We start from the raw sequence: 20,972 nt of genomic DNA on the forward strand, positions 1-20,972 counted from the left end.
CACTGAGGGCTCACGGGCGATCGGTCACGGCCTCCGCCGAGATCCGATGCTGTTGTCGATCCACCAATTTCAGCGCACGCGCGGCCTTCGCGGGAGCCAGCAGCACCGCGGTATGCGGCGCCCGGGATCCGCTGTGTTGCGGTCGTGGCGGGGCAGTCTCCGCGGCCTCCTCGGGTTCCGGGTCATCGGTGCGTGACGACTCCTCGTCCCGGCGGCCCGACCGCAACCGATTCGTGGCGGCGACGGCGAGGACCGCGGCCGTCGCGGTGCCCAGCCCCTGCGCCCAGCCCAGCGGGCCGACCGGTGTGCAGCCCAGGAGTTGGCTGATCCCGGGGGTGCTGATCATCGCGGTGAATGCGGCGAACGAGCCCGCGGCGGTGAGCAGCACCAGGGGCGCGTGCGAGTCGACCACGGTCTGGCCGAGCTCGACGGCGACCAGCGAGATCAGCGCGACGGTGGAGGCCCGCTGCGGTAGCCCGGTGACCGACGCCATCACCCAGGCAGTCGTGGCGGCGGTGGCGGTGAGCGCTCCGCGCGCCACCACGGTGCGCATGAGCGCGCGTTCGTCGATGCCGCTCCGGACGCGTTGAACCGGCCCCGCCGGGGTGCTGACGGCGACCGCGGTCGCGGGTAGCGCGTCGGTGAGCGTGTTTATCAGCAGCAATTGCCGCGTGTTCAGCGGCGAGGTCCCGGAGATCGCCGTGCCGATGACCGAGAAGATCACCTCGCCGGCGTTGCCGCCGAGCAGGCCGGCCACGGCCGCCTGGACGCCGCGCCACAGGCGGCGGCCCTCGTCGATCGCGGCCACCAGCGTCTCGATGCGGCCGTCGGTCAGCACCAGGTCGGCAGTCGTGTGCGCGGAGTCGCTGCCGCGCGCGACCACACCGACGCCGACGCTCGCCGCCCGGATCGCGGCGGCGTCGTTGGCGCCGTCGCCGACCATGGCGCACACCCTCCCGGCGCGCTCGAGCGTCTGGACGACCTGCACCTTGTTCTCCGGTGACATCCGGGCGAAGATCACCCGCTCGGAGACCGCGCGCCGCTGATCATCGCGTGACAGCGCGTTCCATTCGGACCCGGTGATCACCTCGTGAGCGCTCACCGCGACCCCCAGCTCGCGGGCGATCGCGGTGGCGGTGACGGGATGGTCGCCGGTGATCAGCCGGATCGCCACACCCCGGTCGGCCAGGTCGGCCAGCAACTGTCGCGCCTGGGGGCGGGGCGTGTCCGAGAGGCCCAGGAAACCGGTGAGCGTCAGCCCCGCGCCGCACAGTGCGGTGATCCGGTCGGGGTCTTTCCGCACCGACCGCGCCTGTGCCGCGGTCAGGCGGCGCCGGGCCACGGCGATCGTTCGCAGTCCCGCGGTCGTCAGCGCGGAGACCGCGTCGTCCACGTCTGTGCCGACGTCGCCGCAGGCCGCCAAGACCACTTCGGGTGCGCCCTTGACGGTCAACTGCGTACCTGTCACCGAGGCCGAGAAGGCCCGGCCCGACCGGAACGGCAGATGCGCGTCGGGTTCGGGTCGCGAACCGGAATCCGCCACCGCGTCCGCCGCCTTGATGATGGCCTCGTCGGTGGCGTGCACATGCGGGTTGCCGTCGTCGGCCGGTGCGGCCTGGGCGGCGCACCGCAAAACCTCCTCGCGGGAATGGCCCACCAGGGGGAGCACCTCGGCGACGCGAAGGCGGTTCTCGCTCAGCGTCCCGGTCTTGTCGAAGCAGACCACCTCGACGCGACCGAGCGCCTCGGCCGCGCGCGGCACCCGGACCAGCGCGCCGCATTCACCCAGTCGCTGCGCCGACGCCGATTGGGCGAGGGTGGCCATCAGCGGCATGCCCTCCGGGACGGCCGCCACGGCGACCGCGATCGCGCTGCCCAGCGCCTGGCGCAGACCGCCGGCGCGGAACAGGCCGAGCGCGCCGACCAGGATGCCGCCGCCCGCGCTGAACGGGAACGCGCGGCTCATCAGCTGGCTGAGCTGATGGTGCAGGCCGACGGTGGGCAGTTCGCCGGAGGCCAGTTCGGCCGCGCGGCGGTTCTGGGTGTCGGCGCCGACGGCGGTCACCAGCGCCACCGCGGTGCCGGCCACCACGGTGGTGCCGGCGTAGATCATGCAGCGGCGGTCGGCCAGTTCGGCCCCGGGCGTGGCCTCGACGTGCTTCTGGACGGACAGGGATTCACCGGTCAGCGACGATTCGTCGACCTCGAGGTCGTGCGCCGCGATCACCCGGGCGTCGGCGGGCACCACCTCGTCGCTGCGCACCTCGATCACGTCACCGGGCCGCAGTTGCTCGACGACGACCTGGCGGTAGCCGCGCGCGGCGTCGGTCCCCTTGGTGACCACGCGGGCCGGGGGGGCCTGCTGGGCGAGCAGGCGGTTCAGGCGGCTCTCGGCCCGAAGCTGTTGGGCGGTCGACAGCAAGGCGTTCCCGGTCAACACGGCGCCGACCATGACCGCGTCGGCCGGTGATCCCAGCAGCGCGGTCGCCGCCGAACACAACCCGAGTATCGGGGTCAACGGGTCACCGGTCAGCTCGGCGGCCGCGGCCCTGGCGAATTCCCACGCCGCGGCGGGGAACCCTGCGCCACCTTCTGCGGGTTCCGTTGCGGCGGAACGCTCGTCGGGGTCACGCAGCGTGGCCAGCACCTCGCGGACCTGCTCGGCCGACATCGCGTGCCACTCGTAGGCGGGCGCGGGCCGGGGTGTCGGAGTGCGAATCGCGCCGCGGGCCAACAGGTATCCCGAGAGGATCCCCGCGACGGCGCCGACGGTCACCGGCCCGGGCCCGCGCAACCGGCGCACCCCCGGCACCATGAACAGCGCGCCCAGCGCCGAAGCGCCCACCGAGATCGCGATGCCCTGCCGGCTCGCCGCCCGGGCCGCGGGCAACGCATGCAACACCCGCCAGGCTCCGGCCAGGTCGTCGAGCATCAGGTCCGCATTCCACGGCGGTGCCCCGACGCTCGGCCTGATGCCCAATGCCACGTCGGCGCCCGAAAGCGCTTGCGCGCCAGACGAGGACAGCACCGCGACGGTATGCCCGTCGTGTTGCAGCCGCGACAGCGCATCGACGAGTGCGTGGTCGATGCCGCCGTTGCCGACCGGAAGGACGTCGTCGAACGCGGGACGCAAGTCGCCGAGCAGGTCGGTGTCGACCGACACCAGGCGCGCACCCGAGTCGCGCGCCCGGGTGATCAGAGCCGACGCGAGCGGGTGGGAGGCCGGGGCGATGAGCGCCTCGACCGGCTCGTCGATTGACGCCGCGTGAATCCGGTGCCAGCCTGGGGCCGCGCCGTCGTCGAGCAGCTCCTGGGCGCTCGTCCAGGCACTGAGCAACTCGCCGTCCCGGGCGCCGCGCACGCGCACCACCCGCATCCGCTCGCCGCACAGCACGCGCGGATCGATCAGCAGCGCATCGACCGTGTCCAGTCGGCGCAAGCCCTCCGGTCGCAGTGGCAGGACCGCGTGCCGATCCGCCAGGCCCCGTCCGAGCGTGGCCGCGAACGCCTCGTGCGAGGTGCGCATCGCCTTCGGTGCGGTCGCCAGCGCCGCGTTGGAGGCCATCGTGACGTTGCGGGTAAGGGCCCCCGTCAAGCCGACTCCGATGAGCTGCGCCAACGCCACGCGCTTCCCGTGACGTTCGACCGGGCCGGCCGGCGCGGGAACGGGGCGCGGTACGCGGTGCACCTCCGACTCGTCGGCGTGCCGGGCCAATTCCGGTTCGTAACGGGCCCATGCCCGCGCGGCGGCCCGGCATTCGGCGGCCTTGAAGGCCTGCATCGACAGGTCGACCGCCAGCTTCGCCGGTGACAGCGTGACAACGTGGGCGGCGGTGCCGAACAGCGACAGCGCGGTGTCCGTCGCGCCGGGGCCGATCCCTCCGCCGAGCGCACGGCGCAGCCACGGTTGGTGATTGGCGATCGCGGACACCGCCTCGACGGCGATGGGGGCCGCCGGCAACCGCACCGCCCGGCCCGCGACCGCGACCGCGAACCCGGCGGCGTTGACCGCCACCATCGCGCCGCGGGCGGCCAACAGCAGCCCGTCGCCGGGCAAACTGTCGCCACGGGTGGAATCGACTGCAGCGAAATCCTTTTCCGCGTCATCGAGCACCGAGCACAGTTCGTTCAGCGACGTCGCGTCGTCGTCGATCTCGACAACCACCCGCGACAGTGGGCGGTTCAGGACGGCGTTCGTGACGCCGGGTTGCGCCCGCAGCGCAGCGACGAGGGCGCGGCCGCGTGCCGCCCCACCGGTGCCGTCGAGGCCGCGGACCTCGATCCAGAGGCGCCCGTCCCGTCGCCCGCAACGGCGGGTCAGCGTCGAGCGGGAAACCTCGCCCGAGAGCACCTTTGCGCCCATCCGGGCGGGCAGGGTGACGACATCGAGGCCGGCGGCGGCCAGTTTGCCGGCCGCATCGCCGAGTCCCGCGGCGGCTCCGAGTCCCGTCGACATCACCCGCAGCGGCGAAAGTTGTCGCACCCCAACCCCTTTCCCGCACATGACGAATGGCCGCTCCGCGGTTATCCGCGAGGGAGGCCGTCGGCCGACGCTGGCCGCGATCCACAAACCCGACCAACCTAACCCGCTGTCAACGACCCAGCAACTTGAGGCCGACGCAGGTAAAGAACGTGTAAAAAGTGATCGCTGCTGTTGGAAGGCTTCGATCGCATTGTTCGGGTGGCCTGATCCATATGTTGAGCAAACCCAATGGGCGGTGGTGGTCGGACCCCGTAGTGGTCCGCTCCACCAATCCCGACGATGATGAGGAACCATGACCGAGATCGACGACCTGTTCAGGCGGCTGCGCCGCCTCGAAGACGAACGCGACATCGCGCGGCTGATCGCGTCCTACGGCCCGGCGGTCGACGCGGGCGACCCCGATGCCGCCGCGCGGCTGTGGGCGAGCGACGGCGTCTACGACGTTGACGGCTGGCGCATGGAGAGCCGCGCCGACGTCCACGCCATGATCGCCTCGGACGCCCACCAGAAGTTGGTCGCCAAGGGCTGCTCCCACTTCCTGGGGCCGTGCGTCGTCACGGTGGACGGCGACTCGGCAGTCGCGGTGTGCGAATCCCTGGTCCTGGTCCGCGACGGCTCCGACAACGAGGGCTATCGCGTATGGCGGGCCACCGCACACCATTTCGTGCTGCGGCGCACCGACGCCGGTTGGCGGATCGCCACCCGCACCAGCCGGGTCCTGAACGGCAACCCCGACGCGCACGCCCTGCTGCTCAGCGGCTTGGCGGGATCGGCCTGACGTTCGCTCACGCCGAACGTGAAGTGAGGGCGAGATTTTCGCTCGGATTTCGCCGTGGCTTCACGCTCGGCGAGCCGACGTCGATCGCCGCTAACCCCGCGACAGGAACCCCAGCACGGTGCTCTCGAACGCGTCCTTCGCCTCGATCATCGCCCAGTGCCCCGAGTTGGGGAAGATGTGCAGCTCGGCGTTGGGAATGGTGCGCATCGGGATCAGCGCCATGTCCGGCGGGCTGACCCGGTCGTCGCGTCCCCACGTCAGCAGGGTGGGCGCGGTCAGTTTGTGCATGGCCGCCCACGGCAGCGGGCGGTCGGAGGCGGCCATCGCGGAGTTCATCGCGGCGAAGGCCGCCTTCCCGTACATGCGGCGCGCGGCGGCCAGCGTGTCCGGATCGGTGGCCAGCTCCCAGCGTTCCTCGACCAGCTCCTCGGTGATCAGCGCCTGGTCGTAGACCATCGACTTGAGCCAATCCACCAGCCGCTGCCGGGTGGGGTCCTCCACGAACTCCTGCAGCAGCCGGATCCCCTCGCTGGGGCTCGGGCTGAAGATGTTGGTCCCGATGCCGCCGATGGTCACCAGCCGGTCGACGCGGTCGGGGTTGTGGGTGGCGAAGTTGATGCCGACGCCGCCGCCCATCGAGTTCCCCACGATGTGCACCCGCTGGACCTCCAGCGCGTCCAGGAAGGGGGACACGGTGCCGAACGCGGTGACCATCGGGTGGCCGCCGAAGTCGTCGCTGACGCCGAACCCGGGGAATTCCAGGACCAGGCAGCGGAATCGCTCGGCGAAGGCGGGCAGGAGGCCACGGAAGTTGCGCCACCCGGTGACGCCGGGCCCGGAACCGTGCAGGAACACCACCGCCGGGGCGGAGTCCGGGCCGCAGTCGTAGTAGCGCAAAGCGCCCTTCGGAGTGCTGATTTCACGCAGGTCCTGCTGCGTAACGGTGTCTGCCACGGGTGTCACCTTGCCATGCCGCCGCGGCGCGGCCCGGGTCAGGTGTGGTCGTGCCCGGGCTCGCTGCAATTCAGCAGTTCTTTGAGCGCGGCGGGGAACGTGTCGGCGAGGTCCCAGGGGTCGGTCACCAGGTCGGGGCAGGAGACCAGGCCGATGCCGAGCCGGCCGTTGAGGGACATGACGGTGATGTTGAGCCCCGCGCCGGCGATCAGCGGGCCGAGCGGATACATGGCGTCGACCCGGCAACCCATGAAGTACAGCTGTTCCTGGGGGCCGGGCACGTTGGACAGCACCAGGTTGTGCGGGAGAATTTCGGGCAGCGGAATCCGGGGCAGCAGTTTCATCGCGGCGCCGAACATCGTCTGCCCCGCCACTTGAGTCCAGTCCTGCAGCAAGCTGGGACCCATCGCGGCAGCGTGGTCCTTGGCCGCCGCGTTGCGTTCCGCGATGCTGCCCAGTCGTTCGGCGGGATCGTCGATATGGGTTTCGAGCCGGCACAGCATCCACGTCGTCTGGTTGCGGCCCGGCCGGTCGCTTTTGCCCCGCACCGATACCGGCACGCTGGCCACCATCGGGCTGTCCGGCAGCGCATCACGGTCCAACAGGTACTGGCGCAGCGCGCCCGCGCACAGGGCGGTCACCACGTCGTTGATCGTGACCCCGAACCGGCGTTTGACCTTCTTGACGTCCTCGAGGTCAAGGGTCGTCAGGGCGACACTGCGGCGCCGGGTGAAATGGCCGTTGAACGCCGTCGGCGGCGCCGCGAACGGGGCGGCCATGGTGTTTCCACCGCCGCGGGCGCGCAGGATCGTCTGTGCCAGCGTCAGGGCGGTCGCCGGCAGCACTTTGGCCAGCCGCCATGGCCGTAACCCGGCACCGAGGAGCCCGGACGCCGCGATCTGCAGGGGATTCGCCCCGCCGATGCGAGTGGCCGGCTCGGGCGCCGGGGCGTTCGGCGCGGTGCTGCACAGCTGGGCGAGCAGGTTTGCGCCGCCCACCCCGTCGACCACCGCGTGGTGGGCCTTCAGGACGACGGACACCGCATCCCCGCCGTGCAGACCCTCGATCACCCACATCTCCCACAGCGGGCGGTCGCGATCCAGTGCCAGCCCGGCGACGTGCCCGCAGATCTCCGCTAACTCCCTGGATCCCCCGGGCGCCGGCAGCGCCACCCGGTGAAGGTGACGCGCCAGGTCGAAACGGTCGTCGTCGACCCAGACGGGATGGTCGAAGTTCAGCTGGTTGTCGGCCAGCTTGAGGCGGAATTCCGGCACCGCGTCCACCCGCGCCGACAGCGCCGTCCGGAATGCGTGGAAGGTGTAGCCGCCCGGCATCTCACCGGGGTCCAGCTCCAGCACACAGCAAACATTCAAGGGCTGTGTCGGCGATTCCATGTACAAAAAGAACGCGTCTAATCCACTGAGTCGTTGCATTTTCGCTCGTCTCATCAACGCGGCCATGACCGCTGGTCACATGACCTATGGTCACCCCCCGGCCCCACCGCGACCGCAATCGGGGGTCGACCGCAATCTGTAGGTGTGATTTCTATCTGTAGCCGCTGGGCGGTCTCAGGCAAACATCCGCGCTAGACATCTAACGAAATCGCCACCGGCGTTCATCTCCGCGCGCCGCTCACCCGCCCGCACGCTGCCGAGCCATGGCCGAGTCGGGGGTCGCCCAGTCGGTCGACACCTTCCGGTGGTTGATCAGCCAGGTGTCGCCGGCGGGCACCAAAGTGTCCCGGTAGCGGCCGAAATGGTCGAGCCCGACGTGGGTGACGACGGTGAAGTAGGACGAGACGTGGGCCGCCTCGCGCGTCATCCCGGTGAACAGCACATTGGTCAGGTTGTGCCGGACGATCGGCTTGACGCCGGCGGGCCGGGCGACGCCGACACCGCCGAGAAACGAAGCGATCGCCGATCGCCCGCGCAGCGGTTCGAGGCCGCGGATCTCCAGGACGCCGTCCACGCAGAACGTCTCGGCGAGCCCGGCCACGTCGCCGGCGTCGCCCGCCCAGTTGTACCGCGCCAGGGTGTCGCGAATCCGCTCACGCGCCACCAATTCCCATGTCTGCACCGTCGTGACTCCTCGGGCGCAGCCTAATACCCGAATGCGCCGCGGCTACCGCACGATGTGGGGCCGGAACACGCGTGGGACGGCCGGTGTCACCCCGTTGAGATCGAAGACCGCGATCAGGGCCCGCAGCAGGGCGGGGGACCAGTCCTCGAAGGGCTGGGCGTCCAGCCGGTCGATGACTTCGGCGCGCAGGTATTCGATGCCCTGGTGGTCGCTCACGGCGCACCCCGATGCGGCGGGCCCGCTTGGATGCTCAACGAGCCGGCTCCCTTCCGTGAACGTGTCCTCCGGGGTCGACGCTAATTTCGGCGACGCGGCCTTGTACAGCTGGGCGGCCAGATTCAAATGTCTCTCAAGGAAATACCGCGCGCACGGCGCTTGGCACTTCCGCGACGGTCGGTAGCGGAATACAGTGGGTGGGTGACGACGGGCGAAGATGGCAGGCACCTGCGCACCTGTCCCCTGTGTGAAGCCATGTGCGGCTTGGAGATTCACGTCGACGGCGGCAGGGTCACCGGCATCCGGGGGAACCGCGACGACGTGTGGAGCCGCGGACACATCTGCCCGAAGGGTGTCTCACTTGCGGCCCTGCACGACGACCCGGACCGCATCCGCCGGCCGATGATCAAGGTGGACGGGCAGTGGCGGGAGGTCAGCTGGGACGCGGCGTTCCGTCGCTGCACCGAACTGCTCACCCCGGTGATCGAGAAGTACGGCATCGGCGCGGTCACCGCCTACACCGGCAACCCGCTGGCGCATTCGTTCTCCCTCGCCCGGTACGCGGGTGTGCTGATGGGCATGTCCGGGATGCCGGTCACCTATTCCCCGGGGACGGTCGACCAATGGCCGAAGAACCTGTCGTCGCACCTGATGTACGGCCTCTGGTGGAACTTTCCCGTGCCCGACATCGAACGCACCGACCTGATGGTGATCATGGGCGCCAACCCCGCCGCGTCGCAGGGGTCGTTGTTGGCCGCGCCCGACGTGATGGGGCTGATCGACGGTATCCGCAAGCGTGGCAAGGTGATCGTGATCGACCCGGTGCGCACGCCGACGGCGGCGCGCGCCGACGAATGGCTTCCCATCGTGCCCGGCACCGACGCCGCACTGCTGCTGGCCGTCGCGCACACGCTGTTCGACGAAGACCTGGTCGCTCCCGGCCCGCACCTCGACGGTGTCGAGACGATGCGCCGGGTGGCCGCCGACTGGCCACCGAAACGGGTCGGCGCCGTCACCGGCATACCCGAGGCCCGCATCCGGCTACTGGCCCGCGAGCTCGCCGGGACCGAGAGATCGGTGGTGTACGGGCGAATCGGCCTGTGCAACCAGGAATTTGGCAGCCTGGCCAGCTGGCTGGTGGATGTCGTCAACATCCTGACCGGTCACTTCGACGTGCCCGGGGGAGCGATGTTTCCCCGGCCGGCGGCCTGGTCGATCACCACCCAGCCCTTGCCCGGGCTGGAAGGCGGCCTACCGGAATTCGGCCGCTGGCACACCCGGGTGCGCGGGGCGAAGGAGGTGCTCGGTCAGGCACCGGTGTCCTGCATGGCCGAAGAGATCGCCACCCCGGGCGAGGGGCAGCTCAAGGCGCTGATCACCGTCGCCGGCAACCCCGTTCTGTCCACCCCCGGCGGCGACAAGCTCGACGAGGTGCTGCCGATGCTGGAAGCGATGATCTCCGTTGACCTTTGGATCAACGAGACGACGCGGCACGCCGACGTCATCCTGCCGGGGCTGTCCCCGCTCGAGCAGCCGCACCACGACGACCTGATCCTGCTCTTCGCGATCCGGAGCATCGCGAATTACTCCGCGCCGGTGTTCGACCCGGGGGACCGCCCGCACGAGTGGGAGATCCTCATCCGGCTGACGGGCCTGTGCACCGGCACACCGGCCGAAGACGTCGACGTGGCCGCGATCGACGACGGCTTCTTCGATTACCTGTCGTTCACCCGGGGCCTCGACGGGGCGGAGATCCGCAAGCTCTACACGCAGGGCGGTCCCGAACGCATGCTCGACCTCACACTGCGGACCGGTCCCTTCGGGGACCAGTACGGCAAGAACCCCGGCGGGCTGACGCTGGACCTGCTCAAGGCCAACCCGAACGGCATCGACTTCGGGCCGATGGTGCCGCAGCTGCCCCACATCTTGGGCACGCCCGACAAGAAGATCCGGCTCGCGCCGCAATACCTGCTCGACGATCTGCCCCGGCTGGCCGCGCGGCTGGAGCGCCCGGCCGAGCCGCTGGTGCTGGTGAGCCGCCGGCACCTGCGATCGAACAACACCTGGTTGCACAACGTGCCGGCGCTGATGAAGGGAAAAGACTGCTGCACGTTGCTGATTCACCCCGACGACGCCGCGCACTGCGGAGTCGCCGACGGCGACGTCGTCACCGTGAAATCGGCCGCGGGCGAGATCAGGGTGCCGGTCGAGGTCACGGACGCGATCAGGCCGGGCGTGGTGTCGATGCCGCACGGCTGGGGCCACGACAAGCCGGGCACCCGCATGGCGGTCGCCAACGGCTCGCCGGGGGTCAACACGAATGTCCTTTCCCCGCCGACGTTTATCGACGAACCGTCGGGCAACGGCGCGCTCAACGGCATACCGGTCACCATCATCGACGACCGAGCGCGGTTCCGGCCCGCACAGAAACTTTGAAGCCGCCTAACCCTTTTCCCGCCCTTTTCTTAGCGCCCCTCCCGAACGTTAACGGCACGTGCCGGCCTGTGGTTCATCCCACCCGGGCGCCATCCCGATGAACCCTCGGGGCAAGCCCGTCGTCGGCATAGGCATGACTGCAACAACGCATCTCACCACCACGCGCCGGGCCGCCCGTAGCGGACGCGGCGCACCGCACATCGCCGGGGCGGCGGTGGCATTCACACCGCACCGCTACAACCAGGACGAGGTCGCCCGCGAGCTCACCGAATTCACCGACCCGCGCTTCCTGCGCTTCGCCCAGACGACGGGGGTCGACCACCGCAGCCTCGCCCTGCCGTTGTCCCGCTACCCGCGGTTGAGCGGCTTCACGGAGGCGAACGACGCCTACCTCCAGGTCGCCGTCGACCTCGGCGAGCGGGCGATGCGTTCGGCGCTGGACGAGGCCGGCATCGCACCGCACGAGGTGGACACGATCGTGATGGTCTCCAGCACCGGCATCGCGGTGCCCACCATCGACGCGCGCCTGATGAGCCGAATCGGGCTGCGGCCCAACATCAAACGCGTCCCGCTGTTCGGGCTCGGCTGCGTGGCCGGGGCCGCCGGCATGGCGCGCGTGCACGACTACCTGCACGGCTACCCGGGGGATGTCGCCGTGCTCCTGTCGGTCGAGCTGTGTTCCCTCACGCTGCAGCGTGACGACACGTCGATCCCCGCGCTCATCGGGGTGTCCTTGTTCGGCGACGGCGCCGCCGCCGTGGTTGCCACGGGTGCCGACCGAACTCCCATGAACCCGAAGACCAATCATGCGCCGCGAGTCCTCGCCACCCGCAGCCGCGTGATCCCCGAGACCGTCGACGTGATGGGGTGGAACGTCGGATCCAGCGGATTCCAACTAGTGATGTCGCGCGACGTGCCGAAGATGGCCGAAGTCCACCTGCGCGACGAGGTCGACGCTTTCCTGGCCGACCATGGCCTGTCCCTGGCCGACATCTCGGCGTGGGTGTGCCATCCCGGCGGCCCGAAGGTCCTCGACTCGATCGAGGACGCCCTGGACTTGCCGCCCGAGGCGCTGGCGCACAGCCGAAACTCGATGCGCGACAACGGCAACATCTCGTCGGCGTCGGTGCTCGACGTGCTGCGTCGCACCGTCGCGGAGCCGCCGCCCCGGGGCGCCTACGGCGTGATGCTGGCGATGGGCCCGGGCTTCAGCTTCGAACTCCTGTTGCTGCAGTGGTGAGGGGCGAGGCCATGTACTACTACCTGTTCATTCTGGCGATCGCCGCCGAACGCTTGGTCGAGCTGGCCGTCTCCCGTCGGAACACCAAATGGTCGCTGGCGCAGGGGGGCAAGGAGTTCGGCCGCGATCACTACCCGGCGATGGTCTGCATGCACGCGCTGTTGCTGGTGTCGTGCGTCGTGGAAACCCGGGCCTTCGCGCGGCCGTTCGTCCCGTGGCTGGGCTGGCCGATGCTCGCGGTGGTGGCGCTCAGCACGGCGGTGCGCTGGCGCTGCGTGAGCGTGCTCGGCAAGCGCTGGAACCCGAGGCTCATCGTGATCCCGGGTGCCCCGTTGGTGCGCGACGGGCTGTACCGATGGGTGCGCCACCCCAATTACGCCGCGGTCGCGGCGGAGGTGGCCGCGCTGCCACTGGTGCATTCGGCCTGGCTGACGGCGATCGTGTTCAGCGTGGCGAACGCGCTGGTGCTCAACGTCCGGATCCGGGCGGAGAACGCCGCGCTGGGCCTGGCCTGAGCGCCGCCCGGGCACGTCAGGGTGCGATGGGACGATTCGTCCATTCGCGGTCGGGCCGGCGTGACGAGCGGAACCAACCGCCCGCCGCGCCGGTACCGCCGTCGGTCGGAACGGTGTGGCCCGTGACGAACCCAGACAATTCCGACGCCAGGAACAAGATGACGCGGGCTTGATCCTCGGGAACGCCCATCCGGCCGACCGGTACCCAGTGGGGCCACTGCGCCCGCTCGTCGGCCGACAGCCACTGCGAGTAGGGCACCTGCAGGGATTCCGTGACGTCGGGGGCGATGGCGTTGACCCGCACCCCGTGCGAGCCCACCTGCACCGCCAGGCTGCGGGTGAACTGGATGACGGCGGCCTTGAACGCGGCATAGACCGGATCTTCCGGGTAGCCGCGCAGGCCCTCGATCGACGACACGTTGACCACCGCGCCGGCCCGCCGGGCGACCATCGCCGGCAGGAATGCGCGGGTGACCAGGAAGACGTGCTGCAGGTTGATCCGGTACAGCTCGTCCCAGAATCGCGGGTCGGTGTCGACGAAGTTGCCGGGATGCCGCAGCCAGTGGCCCACGTTGTTGACCAGCACGTCCACCCGGCCATAACGGTCCAGCACCGACCGCGCCAGCTCGTCGACCGCGGCCGCGTCCCGGACGTCGGTGACCACCGCCACGGCCGAGGCATCGGAGGCCGCGATGTCGTCGACCGTCCGCGCGGCGAGCCCGCCATCGATGTCGACGATGACCACGTGCGCGCCGTGCCGGGCGAACAGCCGGGCGGTGGCCGCTCCGATGCCGCCCCCGCCACCGGTCACCACGGCCACCCGGTCGCGCAACAGCGCGTCAACGCCCGTTTCGTCGTTCATCGCTCATATCTTGGGCCACCGGCCAACTGCGGCGCTCCCCGGGCGGGCGATGCGACCGAAACCGTCCCTATACCCAGCGCACACCCGCGGTAAACCGTGATGTACCCAACATTCGCGGGGCCTTCACCGACAGTTTTTCGTGGCCACGGGCGGGTATACCGTCCGCACTTAGGAGGGATTTGCAATGGTTAGCACCATCGCTCCACGTCGTGACTTGCCGAGTGTATTGCCCAGCGGCGCAATGAAACGGCGAGTCCACCACCGCCACAGCCCGCAATCGTTCGCGGTGTCGTTGGCCAGCCGGCTGATCGTGAAGAACACGGTGCGCGCGTGGGCGTTCACTCCAAACCTGCACTGGCCGTTCGAATACGTCGACGGTCTCGCGGGATTTATGCCGCGAATCGGCATCTCGGCGAACATCGAACCGGTGCGGCTGGAAAATTGTGCGGCCGAGTGGATTTGCGCCCCCGGCGCCTCGACCGACCGGGCGATCCTGTACCTGCACGGCGGCGCCTTCCTCACCTGTGGCCTCAACACGCACCGCTCGGTGGTCACGCGTCTCTCGAAGGCGGCCGACGCCGCCGTGCTGACCGTCGGATACCGCAAGCTGCCCTCGCATCGCATCACCGACGCGGTCGACGACGGGATGAGCGGGCTTCGCTGGTTGCAGGACCGGGGTTTCGACGGCGAACGGGTGGTCATAGCCGGTGACTCGGCCGGTGGATACCTCGCGTTCATGACCGCGCTGCTGGCCATCGAGAGCGAGACGATGAGGCCCGCCGGGATCGCCACCATCTCACCCTTCACCGATGCCGACCCGGTCCGCAAGCTGAAGCACCGCAACGCACGCAAGTGCTCGATGTTCACGCGCGGCGCGCTGTCGATGTTCGCCCAATACCTCAGCCAGGCGGAACTTTTGGAGGGGCGCGGCGATTCCACCGTGGCGTCGCCCGTGGACGCCGACCTCTCCTCCCTGCCGCCGGTCACCATCCATGCCAGCTCCGACGAGTTGCTCCTTCCCGATGCCGAACTGATGGCAAAGCGCCTGGAATCCAGTGGGATCCCGTGCGACCTGCACCTGTGGGACGGACAGATTCACGACTTCCCGCTGGCGGCCGACATCTTGCCCGAAGGCAGGCGGGCCATCCGCTACATCGGCAACTTCATCAAAGACGTCACCGCGGCCCGCGAGCCGTGGCGCCGTGGCCTCCCCGCGACCGCGGCGGGCTGACCAACTCCCGAATTGGCTGTGCGGCAGGTGACTCGAGTCATCGGCCGCCGCGGCTACCGCCCGCGGTTCGGTGGCTCGGCGTGCACCAGCGCCGTCTCGCGTTGCTCCCGCCAGTCGGGTGCGGAAGCCTCGAGCCGCACCGCGCTGCCACGGGTCGTCGCCGGGCGGGGCCGGCGGTGGCACGCAGCCGCTCGACGGCGTGCGGCGGGGGACCGGTCCACATTCGCCGTCCCGATTGGCGCGGCTGCCGATACAGTTGGTCGTGATGAGCCGACCAGCCCCACCCGTGTTGACCGTGCGGTACGAGGGATCCGAGCGCACGTTCGCCGCGGGCAACGACGTAGCGATCGGGCGTGACCTGCGGGCCGACGTGCGCGTGGCCCATCCCCTCATCTCGCGCACGCACCTGATCGTCCGGTTCGACCAGGGCCGATGGATCGCCATCGACAACGGCAGCCTCAACGGCCTGTTCGTCAACCACCAGCGCGTGCCCACGGTCGACATCCAGGACGGCACGCGCGTCAACATCGGCAACCCGGACGGCCCGGCGCTGACCTTCGAGGTCGGCCGCCACCAGGGCACGGCCGGGCGGCCGCCGCTGACGACGTCGATACCGATCGTGAACCCGGCCACCGCGGCGAGCCCCCGCGGACCCCATGCCCAGCCGCCGGGCGCGCACTGGCCCGGCCCGCAGCAGCAGCCGGCGTCGGCCTCGTTCCGCCAGTCCACGCACCAGCCCAGCGGGCCGCAGTCCGTGTATCCGCCCAGCGGATCGACGCCGATTCATCCGCCCAGCGGATCGATGCCGAGCCACCCCTCGGGGCCCCCACCGCGATACCCGACCGGGGGCCAGCCGTCGGCGCCGCACAGCGCGCCGCAACACGCGCCGCAGATCTACCGCTCCCAGCCGATCCAGGCGCCGCCCGCGGGCCCGGCGGCGCCGGAGACCGGGCGCGTCGGCGGTGACGCGTCGAACATCGCGACGTCGATGATGAAGATCCTGCGGCCGGGCCGGGCGGTGGAATCGGCGCCGGGCGCGATCAAGATCGGCCGGGCCAACGACAACGACATCGTCATCCCCGAGGTACTGGCCTCGCGCCACCACGCCACCCTGATCCCGACGCCGCAGGGCACCGAGATCCACGACAACCGCAGCATCAACGGCACCTTCGTCAACGGCCAACGGGTCGACTCCGCCGTGCTGCACGACGGCGACGTCGTCACGATCGGCAACATCGACCTGGTCTTCGCCGGCGGTACGCTGGCCCGCCGCGACGAGAGCGCGACCGCTACCCCCACCGGTGGCCTGGACGTGCGCAGCGTGTCGTGGACGATCGAGAACGACAAGACGCTGCTGGACGACATCTCGTTGGGCGCCCAGCCCGGGACGCTGACGGCCGTCATCGGACCCTCGGGCGCGGGCAAGTCGACGTTCGCCAGGCTGGTCGCGGGGTACACGCACCCGACCAGGGGAACGGTGGCGTTCGAGGGCCATAACGTGCACGCCGAGTACGCGTCGCTGCGCAGCAGGATCGGCATGGTGCCCCAGGACGACGTCGTGCACGGGCAGCTGACGGTGCAGCAGGCGTTGATGTACGCCGCCGAGCTGCGGCTGCCGCCGGACACCACCAAGGACGACCGGGCACAGGTGGTCGCCCGCGTGCTCGAGGAACTCGAGATGACCCAGCACCTGCATACCCGGGTCGACAAGCTCTCCGGTGGCCAGCGCAAGCGCGCCTCGGTCGCCCTGGAGCTGCTCACCGGCCCGTCGCTGCTGATCCTGGACGAGCCGACCTCCGGCCTGGACCCGGCGCTGGACCGCCAGGTGATGACCATGCTGCGCCAGCTCGCCGACGCGGGTCGCGTGGTGCTCGTCGTCACCCACTCGCTGACCTACCTCGACGTCTGCGACCAGGTGCTGCTGCTGGCCCCGGGCGGCAAGACCGCCTTCTGCGGGCCGCCCGGCCAGATCGGGCCGGCCATGGGCACGACGAACTGGGCGGACATCTTCAGCACGGTCGCGGGCGACCCGGACGGCGCCAAGGCCCGCTACCTGGCCCGTACGGGCCCCCAGCCCCCACCGCCGCCCGCGCAGCAGCCCGCCGACCTCGGCGACCCGTCGCACACGAGCCTGTTCCGGCAGTTCTCGACGATCGCGCGGCGGCAGGTCCGGTTGATCTTCTCCGACCGCGGCTACTTCGTCTTCCTCGCGGTGCTGCCCTTCATCATGGGTTCGCTGTCCATGTCGGTGCCCGGCAACGTCGGGTTCGGCATCCCCAACCCCTACGGCGCGGCGCCGAACGAGCCCGGGCAGATCCTGGTGCTGCTCAACGTCGGCGCGGTGTTCATGGGCACAGCGCTGACCATCCGCGACTTGATCGGTGAGCGCCCGATCTTCCTCCGCGAGCAGGCGGTCGGCCTGTCCACGAGCGCCTACCTGCTGGCCAAGGTGTGCGTCTACACGGTGTTCGCGGTCATCCAGTCGGCGATCGTGACTGTGATCGTGCTCGTCGGCAAGGGCGGCCCCACCCAGGGCGCGGTGGCGCTCGGCCGGCCGGGCCTCGAACTGTTCGCCGACGTCGCGTTGACGTGTGTGGCCTCGGCGATGCTCGGGCTGGCGTTGTCGGCCATCGCCAAGTCGAACGAACAGATCATGCCGTTGCTCGTGGTGGCGGTGATGTCACAGCTGGTGTTCTCCGGCGGCATGATCCCGGTGACCGGGCGGATCGGGCTGGACCAGATGTCCTGGGCGACCCCGGCGCGCTGGGGGTTCGCGGCGTCGGCCTCCACCGCCGATTTAACCAAGCTGGTGCCCGGCCCGCTCAGCCCGAAGGACTCGCACTGGCGTCACACCCCGGGCGCGTGGTGGTTCGACATCGCCATGCTGGTGCTGATCAGCCTCTTCTACCTGGGCTTCGTGCGCTGGAAGATCCGGCTCAGGGGCGGCTGAGCCGGCTCGCGGTCAGGCTCCTCTGCGGATCACCTGGTCGGCCGCGGCGCGCATGCGGTCCGACAGCTGAAGCAGGCTGTGCTCGCCCACGCCGAGCGGAAGGGTGTAGGCCAGCTGCCGCAATTCGACGGCATAGTTGCGCAAGTCGTCGCGGAGGCGCGTCTCGACTGTGGGCATGACATCCCCCTTGGGGTGCGGCCGGGCAAAGGTCCTGGTCCACGTCGACCAGCCGATCTACAAATTTTCGCAGCACGGCCACATAACTGCGAGAGCGGCGATGCGAATTAACGGGAGTTTGACAGGGCATTTACAGACGGGGCCCCGGCCGCGCCGCCTGACGGCACGGCGAAATCCCGGGCGCATTCTCGTCGCGGCGTTACGCTGACGCTGCCCGGTGGAAAGGCTCGCAGGAAGGCATAGGCGCCCGGAATGGACTTCGAACTCGACGCCGGGCAGCGTGCCTGGCTCGCCGAGGTCCGCGACTTCCTCCGCCACAACGTCACCCCGCAGCTGCGGGCCGAGCTCGCCGAGCACGACCTGGAGTTGCCCGGCGGCGAGGTGGCGAGGTTCCGTCGCAGGATCGGGGAGAAGGGCTGGTTCGGCCTGAACTGGCCGCGCGAGTACGGCGGTCTGGGGCTCGGCGCCGTCCACCAGCACCTGCTGATGAGCGAATTCGAGTACTGGGGCGTTCCCGGGCCCGACCTCACGGTCACCTCCGTCGCGCCGATGATCATGCGGCACGGCACGGAGCGGAACAAATCCGACTGGCTGCCGCTGATCGCCCGCGGCGAAATGATCTGCGCCGTCGGGTATTCCGAGCCCGAGGCCGGCACCGACCTGGCCAGCCTGCGCACCAGCGCGGTCCGCGACGGTGACGAATGGGTGATCAACGGCACGAAAATCTGGAACAGCGGGGCGCAGCGCGCCACCCACGAATGGCTCTGCGTGCGAACCGATCCCGACGCCGTGCGGCACCGGGGCATCTCGGTCATCATCGTCGCAATCGACAGCCCGGGTGTACAGATCCGCCCGATGTACGCGTGGTCGGGTTATCGCACCAACGAGGTGCACTTCCGCGACGTGCGGGTGCCGGTCACCAACCTGGTGGGCGAGGTCAATCGCGGCTGGACGTACATCACCGGCGCGCTCGATCTCGAACGCGGCGCGCTGACCAACGCGGGCGACCTGCGTCGCGCCGTGGAGGAGCTGCGCGCGCTGGCGCTGACCCCGCGCCGGGACGGCACGGTGCCCGCCGACAGCCCGTCGCTGCGGCGCCGGCTCGCGCAGGCCGAGGCCGACGTCGCGGTGGCCACGCTCATGGGCTACGAGGCCGCGTCGATCCTCGACAGCGGCGTCATCCCGTCGGTGGAGGTCAGCGTCGAGAAGGTGTTCACCAGCGAGCTGCGCCAACGCATCGCCGTGCTGGCGCTGGACCTGCTCGGCCCGGACGGTCTGTTGGCGCACCGCAGCCCGGCGGCGCCGCTGGCCGGCACGTTCGAGCGGCTCTATCGCGCCGCGCCCCTGATGCGCTTCGGCGGCGGCACCAACGAGGTGCTCCGCGACATCATCGCCCAGCGCGGGCACAAGATGCCCAGCTACGGGCGCTGACGCATGAGGGCGATACCCACCGTCGAGCAGCGCGCGTTCGCCTCCTCGCTGCGCGCCCTGCTGGCCGCCGAGAGCCCCGTGGAGTTGGTGCGCACGCTGACCGAACCCGACGCGGACCGCCGCACACCGGCGCTGTGGAAGGCGCTGACCGACGCCGGCGTGTTCGGGCTGGCCCTCGCCGGGGAACACGGCGGCTCGGGCGGCTCGCTGGACGACCTCGCCGTCTTCTACACCGAGGCGGGCCGCGCGCTGTGCCCGACGACCGTGCACAGCAGCATCCAGGCGGGGCTCGCGGTCGACCAACTCGGCTCCCCGGCCGCCAAGGCCGCCTGGCTGCCGTCACTGGCCTGCGGCGCGGTCCGCGGCACCACCGCGCTCTGGAACGCGCGTGACGCCGCCGCCGTGTCCGCCCCGCTGCGCGCCGACACCGCGTCGGGGCGATGGCGGCTGAACGGCACCGCGGACTACGTCGCCGACGCCGACGTCGCCGACATCATCGTGGTTTCTGCTGCGGCCCAACGCCATACGCTGGCCTTCGCCGTCGACACCCAAGCCAGCGGCGTGATCGTGCAGCCGCTCGCCATGGCCGGCGGGCAGCGGGCGTTCACGGTGCGCTTCGACGACGTCGTGGTCGACGACCGGGCGCTGCTCGGCGAAGCCACCGGGACCGCGCTCCGCCGCCTGGCCAACGCGGCGACGGCCCTGGGGTCCCTCGACCTGGTCGGGGTCGGGCAGGCGGTCATCGACCGCACCGTCGACTACACCACGCTGCGCCACCAATTCGGCCGGCCCATCGCGTCCTTCCAGGCGGCCCAGCACCTGGTCGCCGACATGCACATCGCCCTGGCGGCGGCGCGGCTGGCCGCGCATGCGGCGGTCTTCTGGATCGCGCGCGGACGCACCGCGACCCGGGAGACGGCGATCGCGCGCGTGCACGCGGCCACCGCGGCCCGGTCGATCACGCTGGACGCCCACCAATTGCACGGCGGCATGGGCTATGTCACCGAGACCGATCTGTATCTGTGGAGCGAGCGGGCCCGGTTCGGCTCGACGTGGGGCGGCGGCGCGGACGTCGCCGCCGGATGGCTGGAGGAGACATTGCGCGCAGAGGAGGCCCGGTGAACGAGGACAGCCTGATCGACGCCGAGTCCGCGTCGCGCGTCGGGACCGTCGCCGCGAGCGCCACGGGCGAGGTGAACCGGCGCGACTGGCAGCGGTGGGCCGCGGCGACCGGTGACCACAACCCGCTGTATTTCGACCCGGATTACGCCCGGGCCAACGGCTTTCGCGACATCATCTGCCCGCCGCTGTTCCTGCAGTACGCCGTGCTCGGCGTCACGCACCTCGAGGCGCTGCGGCCCGACGGTTCCTCCGGCGCGATCTCGGGCAGCCTCGCGTTCCCCCGGGCCCCCAAACGGATGGCCGGCGGGGAGAGCTTCACCTTCCACCTGCCGGCCTACCACCGCGACGACGTCGCAATGGTGCGCACCGTCGACTCCATCGTCGAAAAGCAGGGCCGCTCCGGCAGATTCGTCCTGGTCACCTGGCACACGGTCTACCGCAACCAGCACAAGGACCTGCTCGCCGAGGCCTCGACGTCGATGATCGCCCGCCCCTAGG

16 protein-coding genes are annotated in these 20,972 nt (G+C 70.4%); 9 read left to right on the forward strand and 7 right to left on the reverse strand.

What is annotated here, in order from left to right:
• Positions 1–10: 10 nt before the first annotated feature.
• Positions 11–4,504 carry a cation-translocating P-type ATPase gene (locus HMPREF0591_RS17145; protein ID WP_083802020.1) on the reverse strand — a complete coding sequence of 1,498 codons (4,494 nt, stop codon included), beginning with the start codon at positions 4,502–4,504 and terminating at the stop codon, positions 11–13.
• 271 nt (positions 4,505–4,775) lie between these two features.
• On the opposite strand from HMPREF0591_RS17145, the gene HMPREF0591_RS17150 reads away from it, so the two are divergent.
• The gene (locus HMPREF0591_RS17150) at positions 4,776–5,261 is read left to right on the forward strand and encodes a nuclear transport factor 2 family protein (RefSeq protein ID WP_007169883.1); all 486 of its coding nucleotides are present in this window, start codon (positions 4,776–4,778) and stop codon (positions 5,259–5,261) included.
• A 90-nt stretch (positions 5,262–5,351) separates the two neighbouring features.
• Here HMPREF0591_RS17150 and HMPREF0591_RS17155 read toward each other — a convergent pair whose 3' ends face one another.
• The 4 genes from HMPREF0591_RS17155 to HMPREF0591_RS32385 form a co-directional block, all read right to left on the reverse strand.
• Positions 5,352–6,224, reverse strand: coding sequence for an alpha/beta fold hydrolase (locus HMPREF0591_RS17155; protein ID WP_208857775.1), 873 nt, complete (start codon positions 6,222–6,224; stop codon positions 5,352–5,354).
• A 29-nt stretch (positions 6,225–6,253) separates the two neighbouring features.
• On the reverse strand, positions 6,254–7,648 hold the full coding sequence (locus tag HMPREF0591_RS17160; RefSeq protein WP_040623004.1) for a WS/DGAT/MGAT family O-acyltransferase: 1,395 nt from the start codon (positions 7,646–7,648) through the stop codon (positions 6,254–6,256).
• Positions 7,649–7,847: 199 nt separating this feature from the next.
• A complete protein-coding gene (locus HMPREF0591_RS17165; RefSeq protein WP_007169886.1) occupies positions 7,848–8,291 on the reverse strand; it encodes a nuclear transport factor 2 family protein in 444 nt (147 codons plus the stop codon).
• Positions 8,292–8,336: 45 nt separating this feature from the next.
• Positions 8,337–8,510, reverse strand: a complete 174-nt coding sequence (locus tag HMPREF0591_RS32385; protein WP_157137515.1) for a hypothetical protein — start codon at positions 8,508–8,510, stop codon at positions 8,337–8,339.
• A gap of 201 nt (positions 8,511–8,711) precedes the next feature.
• Here HMPREF0591_RS32385 and HMPREF0591_RS17170 point away from each other — a divergent pair, with 201 nt between their 5' ends.
• From HMPREF0591_RS17170 to HMPREF0591_RS17180, 3 genes are all read left to right on the forward strand, one after another.
• Positions 8,712–10,946, forward strand: a complete 2,235-nt coding sequence (locus HMPREF0591_RS17170; RefSeq protein ID WP_040623005.1) for a molybdopterin-dependent oxidoreductase — start codon at positions 8,712–8,714, stop codon at positions 10,944–10,946.
• Between the two features lie 133 nt (positions 10,947–11,079).
• Positions 11,080–12,186 carry a type III polyketide synthase gene (locus tag HMPREF0591_RS17175; protein ID WP_083212380.1) on the forward strand — a complete coding sequence of 369 codons (1,107 nt, stop codon included), beginning with the start codon at positions 11,080–11,082 and terminating at the stop codon, positions 12,184–12,186.
• 11 nt (positions 12,187–12,197) lie between these two features.
• Complete coding sequence (locus HMPREF0591_RS17180) at positions 12,198–12,701, forward strand: isoprenylcysteine carboxyl methyltransferase family protein (protein WP_040623007.1); 504 nt, start codon at positions 12,198–12,200, stop codon at positions 12,699–12,701.
• Positions 12,702–12,717: 16 nt separating this feature from the next.
• Here HMPREF0591_RS17180 and HMPREF0591_RS17185 read toward each other — a convergent pair whose 3' ends face one another.
• Entirely contained in the window at positions 12,718–13,563 is an 846-nt protein-coding gene (locus HMPREF0591_RS17185) for an SDR family NAD(P)-dependent oxidoreductase (RefSeq protein WP_007169891.1), read from the reverse strand.
• A gap of 184 nt (positions 13,564–13,747) precedes the next feature.
• Here HMPREF0591_RS17185 and HMPREF0591_RS17190 point away from each other — a divergent pair, with 184 nt between their 5' ends.
• Both HMPREF0591_RS17190 and HMPREF0591_RS17195 read left to right on the forward strand, forming a co-directional pair.
• The gene (locus HMPREF0591_RS17190) at positions 13,748–14,794 is read left to right on the forward strand and encodes an alpha/beta hydrolase (RefSeq protein WP_007169892.1); all 1,047 of its coding nucleotides are present in this window, start codon (positions 13,748–13,750) and stop codon (positions 14,792–14,794) included.
• Between the two features lie 265 nt (positions 14,795–15,059).
• Positions 15,060–17,744, forward strand: coding sequence for an FHA domain-containing protein (locus HMPREF0591_RS17195; RefSeq protein ID WP_083212381.1), 2,685 nt, complete (start codon positions 15,060–15,062; stop codon positions 17,742–17,744).
• 12 nt (positions 17,745–17,756) lie between these two features.
• Here the strand turns inward: HMPREF0591_RS17195 and HMPREF0591_RS33140 are convergent, their stop codons facing one another.
• Entirely contained in the window at positions 17,757–17,921 is a 165-nt protein-coding gene (locus tag HMPREF0591_RS33140) for a hypothetical protein (RefSeq protein ID WP_007169895.1), read from the reverse strand.
• A 252-nt stretch (positions 17,922–18,173) separates the two neighbouring features.
• Here HMPREF0591_RS33140 and HMPREF0591_RS17200 point away from each other — a divergent pair, with 252 nt between their 5' ends.
• Genes HMPREF0591_RS17200 through HMPREF0591_RS17210 form a run of 3 tightly spaced genes read left to right on the forward strand, consistent with a single transcriptional unit; the run spans position 18,174 to position 20,971 of the window.
• Positions 18,174–19,352: an acyl-CoA dehydrogenase family protein gene (locus tag HMPREF0591_RS17200; protein ID WP_007169897.1), complete on the forward strand. Its 1,179-nt coding sequence runs from the start codon at positions 18,174–18,176 to the stop codon at positions 19,350–19,352.
• 3 nt (positions 19,353–19,355) lie between these two features.
• A complete protein-coding gene (locus HMPREF0591_RS17205; protein ID WP_007169898.1) occupies positions 19,356–20,474 on the forward strand; it encodes an acyl-CoA dehydrogenase family protein in 1,119 nt (372 codons plus the stop codon).
• Positions 20,471–20,971 carry a MaoC family dehydratase gene (locus tag HMPREF0591_RS17210; protein WP_007169899.1) on the forward strand — a complete coding sequence of 167 codons (501 nt, stop codon included), beginning with the start codon at positions 20,471–20,473 and terminating at the stop codon, positions 20,969–20,971. Before HMPREF0591_RS17205 ends, HMPREF0591_RS17210 begins: the two co-directional genes overlap by 4 nt.
• Position 20,972: the final 1 nt, after the last annotated feature.

The organism is Mycobacterium parascrofulaceum ATCC BAA-614 (assembly GCF_000164135.1).
GTDB classification, from domain to species: Bacteria; Actinomycetota; Actinomycetes; order Mycobacteriales; family Mycobacteriaceae; genus Mycobacterium; species Mycobacterium parascrofulaceum.

Coding starts and splice junctions, on each gene's coding strand:
- HMPREF0591_RS17145 (WP_083802020.1), bottom strand. CDS start 4,504: ATGTGCGGGAAAGGGGTTGGGGTGCGACAACTTTCGCCGCTGCGGGTG.
- HMPREF0591_RS17150 (WP_007169883.1), top strand. CDS start 4,776: ATGACCGAGATCGACGACCTGTTCAGGCGGCTGCGCCGCCTCGAAGAC.
- HMPREF0591_RS17160 (WP_040623004.1), bottom strand. CDS start 7,648: ATGCAACGACTCAGTGGATTAGACGCGTTCTTTTTGTACATGGAATCG.
- HMPREF0591_RS17175 (WP_083212380.1), top strand. CDS start 11,080: ATGACTGCAACAACGCATCTCACCACCACGCGCCGGGCCGCCCGTAGC.
- HMPREF0591_RS17180 (WP_040623007.1), top strand. CDS start 12,198: ATGTACTACTACCTGTTCATTCTGGCGATCGCCGCCGAACGCTTGGTC.
- HMPREF0591_RS17185 (WP_007169891.1), bottom strand. CDS start 13,563: ATGAACGACGAAACGGGCGTTGACGCGCTGTTGCGCGACCGGGTGGCC.
- HMPREF0591_RS17190 (WP_007169892.1), top strand. CDS start 13,748: ATGGTTAGCACCATCGCTCCACGTCGTGACTTGCCGAGTGTATTGCCC.
- HMPREF0591_RS17195 (WP_083212381.1), top strand. CDS start 15,060: ATGAGCCGACCAGCCCCACCCGTGTTGACCGTGCGGTACGAGGGATCC.
- HMPREF0591_RS33140 (WP_007169895.1), bottom strand. CDS start 17,921: ATGCCCACAGTCGAGACGCGCCTCCGCGACGACTTGCGCAACTATGCC.
- HMPREF0591_RS17200 (WP_007169897.1), top strand. CDS start 18,174: ATGGACTTCGAACTCGACGCCGGGCAGCGTGCCTGGCTCGCCGAGGTC.
- HMPREF0591_RS17205 (WP_007169898.1), top strand. CDS start 19,356: ATGAGGGCGATACCCACCGTCGAGCAGCGCGCGTTCGCCTCCTCGCTG.